The organism is Candidatus Manganitrophaceae bacterium (genome assembly GCA_012960925.1).
Lineage (GTDB): Bacteria > Nitrospirota > Nitrospiria > SBBL01 > JAADHI01 > DUAG01.
Genome location: DUAG01000028.1, coordinates 1 through 2,954, shown reverse-complemented (window position 1 = coordinate 2,954; position 2,954 = coordinate 1). Strand labels below are relative to the sequence as shown.

Below are 2,954 nucleotides of genomic sequence, written 5' to 3'. Positions count from 1 at the left end.
ATTCCAGCTTTGTTAGCCCCGCTCTTGTCGATGTTAATCTTCGAGGGTTTCTTCCGGAATTTTATCGCCTTGTTTAGAAATCTCAGCGCTGCATTCCAATCCCGCTTTGCAGTAAGGATAAAATCTATCGTTAGACCCTGTTTATCTACCGCACGGTATAAATACTTCCATTCACCTTTGACGGAGACATAGGTCTCATCCATTCTCCAACTCTGGCCAATGGGTCTCTTCTTCTTTCTAAATTCTTTCTCGATAGAAGGAGTAAATTTCAAAACCCAGCGGTTGATGGTTGAGTGGTCCACACCGATTCCACGTTCTTCCATCATCTCTTCGATGTGACGGTAGCTCAGAGGATAAGACAGGTACCATCGGTTGCATAACAAGATGATGTCTTTCTCAAAATGGCATCCTTTAAAACTTAGCATAAGGGCTCCAAAAACAGTATTTTTTTGATGACACGGATGCTATTATGAACCCACTGTAAAAACAATCCGAACTTTGCGACAGAACCGAATATTCACCGACATCACGAAACACAAACAAGACGAGGCGAAGATTCAAAGCCTAGCACATTACGACCAGCTCACGGGTCTAGCTAACCAGGTTCTATTCAAAGAACGGTTATCCCAAGCCCTAAAACAATCGAGACGCAAGCCTTCACAAATAGCTGTCTTCTTTCTTGATCTAGACGGATTTAAATCTATCAACGACACCCACGGCGGTCTCCTTGGGGACGAGATCCTCAAGGAGACCGCCAACCGGCTACTCTCCTGTGTCCGTGAGACGGACACCGTTGCTCGTGCCGGTGGTGATGAATTTCTCATCGTCCTGTCAAATACTACAGGGAGAAGATAGGTCGCAAATGTGGCTAAGAAAATCATCAGAAGGTTATCTCATTCTTTCAAGGTTGAAGGACATAAGGTCTCTGTCGGTATCAGTATGGGAATCACGATCACACCTAGTGACGGCGAGGAAGTAATCGTCCTGATTAAGAATGCAGACCAAGCGATGTATAAGGCTAAGAACGCCGGACGTAACACCTTCCGTTTTTTCAGCAAAGAATTTGATAAAAGGATATTCGCTCAAACGAGTTCCCCTTATCTGGTTTTGTAAAGTATGGATATAGGGGGCAGGCGAGAAGTCTTTTGGACCCATCATGGTAAGCCTATAACCAGGCCTCCTCGTTGGGCCTGAGAGTTACTCGCCCACGAACAAAAGAGAACCAGTTTATCTTACCTCAATATTCCAAATGGTAATCGGTTACATTGTTGTCTAAAGTTCAGGCTTGATATGAGTACATATAATAAGCGTACCCCCTGGCCTTTCAGGGCGGGATTTGGCAAGCGAATAAAAACTTAGCGTTGATTTTGTAGTTGGAATTATTGAATCGTAGCGAGAGCGGATCAGGTGCTTGAGGGATGGGGTAAACCAGATTGTTTTGAGCGGAAGCGTATGTGTCTATACGGTGAGCAAGAAATGTTCTGGAAAATCGTGTCCGTTGAATGCATGAGACGCTCGCAGTAGATTCGTGCAATAAAGATTGATCCCCCGATAAATTCCTTACCCGAGAGAAGATTTTTCGGAATCCGGGTGGTACTGTTCCAGGGTTTCTGCCAAGGGACTGTCCCGCGTTCTAATTGTAAACACGCATAGCGAGCACAATTCTTGTCCTCCCTGGGCGGGGTAAGCGAGCGAATAAAAATAAAGTATTTTTCCTCTCGGGTCGAAGGATCCCCGTTGCTCTCCGGCGGGGTTCTTCTAATAATCCGCTCTGTCATCATCTCGTAAACTGTCATTGTGCGTCCTCCGTTTGATTGGACCTACTTCCCCTAAAAACAAATTTCTTTTAACCACTAGGTGCTATTTTTCCTTGAAATCGTCATTTCTAAGCATGTTGGATGTTATCGCTTCGCAAGATAACTCAACGGAAAGAACTCCTCCCCTCTAAGTTTTTGAATCCCTCTCTTTAATCCAACCTTTCACTGTTCCCAAGATCAGCGATTGGATCTTGGGATAAACGGTCAAGTCGCCTGAAAGACAAGACCAGAGGCCATAAGGGTGAGCGAGGCGTACTCACCTGTACGGTGAGGAACCCGTTGGCCGATAACGAGGTAATTTCAGACGAATCGGCGGTTTCTAATTCCGTAATCGTGGAATTAAGGCTATCCACCGGGCTTGACAAATGTCTTCATATTTCTTAGGATAGTAGTTGTATGGCTACTTCACTGACGAACAGACAAAAAGAGGTCCTCGGTTTTATCCGCCATACGATAGAGGAGCAGGGCTATCCTCCGTCACAGCGGGAGATTGCCGATCATTTTCAGATGGTCGGCATATTGGGCGTGCAACGGCATCTCCTCGCCCTTGAGAAGAAAGGCTATGTTCGGAGGGGGAAAGGCGCTCGGGCGATTGAGGTCCTCGGGCACGCTTCCGGTCGGTCTGTTCCGATCCTGGGAAAAGTTGCCGCCGGATCACCCATACTTGCGGAGGAATACCTGATGGGGCACCTCATGCTCGATCCGACCATTGCCCGATGGGAGGATGTTTTTCTCTTAAAGGTACAGGGGGGAAGCATGAAGGACGCGGGGATATTGGATGGAGATCTGGTCTTGGTTAAACCACAAAGGGATGCGGAATCGGGGGAGATAGTCGTCGCCATGATCGAGGGAGAAGCCACAGTAAAACAACTGATCAAAGAGAAAAATAGGGTAGTACTAAAACCCAAAAATGATGCCTTTGCACCCATCGTGATTACCAAAAAAGATCCTCCTCTTCAAATTCTGGGCAAAGTCGAAGGCTTGTTCCGGCTGGATATGAACAAGCCTATCAAGCGCAGCTAAGGGGTTGTAACAATTTAGAGTCCTCGGATTTTCACTAGAGTTATTGTCAAATCTGGTGTATGAGATCTTCATTAAGCGGCGACCTGATCTGATTTATTGATCTCAATCCCATCT

Annotated in this window: 5 protein-coding genes; 3 read left to right on the top strand and 2 right to left on the bottom strand. The window is 46.3% G+C overall.

Translation table 11 applies throughout. The features are described from left to right. A partial coding sequence (locus tag EYQ01_03605; protein HIE64899.1) for an IS6 family transposase occupies positions 1-425 on the bottom strand: 425 nt, incomplete at its 3' end. Between the two features lie 64 nt (positions 426-489). Here EYQ01_03605 and EYQ01_03600 point away from each other — a divergent pair. Together EYQ01_03600 and EYQ01_03595 are read left to right on the top strand one after the other, a co-directional pair. After that, positions 490-855, top strand: coding sequence for a diguanylate cyclase (locus tag EYQ01_03600; GenBank protein ID HIE64898.1), 366 nt, complete (start codon positions 490-492; stop codon positions 853-855). A 9-nt stretch (positions 856-864) separates the two neighbouring features. After that, positions 865-1,113, top strand: a complete 249-nt coding sequence (locus tag EYQ01_03595; GenBank protein HIE64897.1) for a diguanylate cyclase — start codon at positions 865-867, stop codon at positions 1,111-1,113. Positions 1,114-1,403: 290 nt separating this feature from the next. Here EYQ01_03595 and EYQ01_03590 read toward each other — a convergent pair whose 3' ends face one another. Continuing rightward, complete coding sequence (locus tag EYQ01_03590) at positions 1,404-1,778, bottom strand: DUF1738 domain-containing protein (GenBank protein HIE64896.1); 375 nt, start codon at positions 1,776-1,778, stop codon at positions 1,404-1,406. Between the two features lie 435 nt (positions 1,779-2,213). Between EYQ01_03590 and lexA the strand changes: the two genes are divergently transcribed. After that, the gene (gene lexA, locus EYQ01_03585; GenBank protein ID HIE64895.1) at positions 2,214-2,840 is read left to right on the top strand and encodes a transcriptional repressor LexA; all 627 of its coding nucleotides are present in this window, start codon (positions 2,214-2,216) and stop codon (positions 2,838-2,840) included. The last annotated feature ends 114 nt before the right edge of the window (positions 2,841-2,954 follow it).

Coding starts and splice junctions, on each gene's coding strand:
- lexA (HIE64895.1), top strand. CDS start 2,214: ATGGCTACTTCACTGACGAACAGACAAAAAGAGGTCCTCGGTTTTATC.
- EYQ01_03590 (HIE64896.1), bottom strand. CDS start 1,778: ATGACAGAGCGGATTATTAGAAGAACCCCGCCGGAGAGCAACGGGGAT.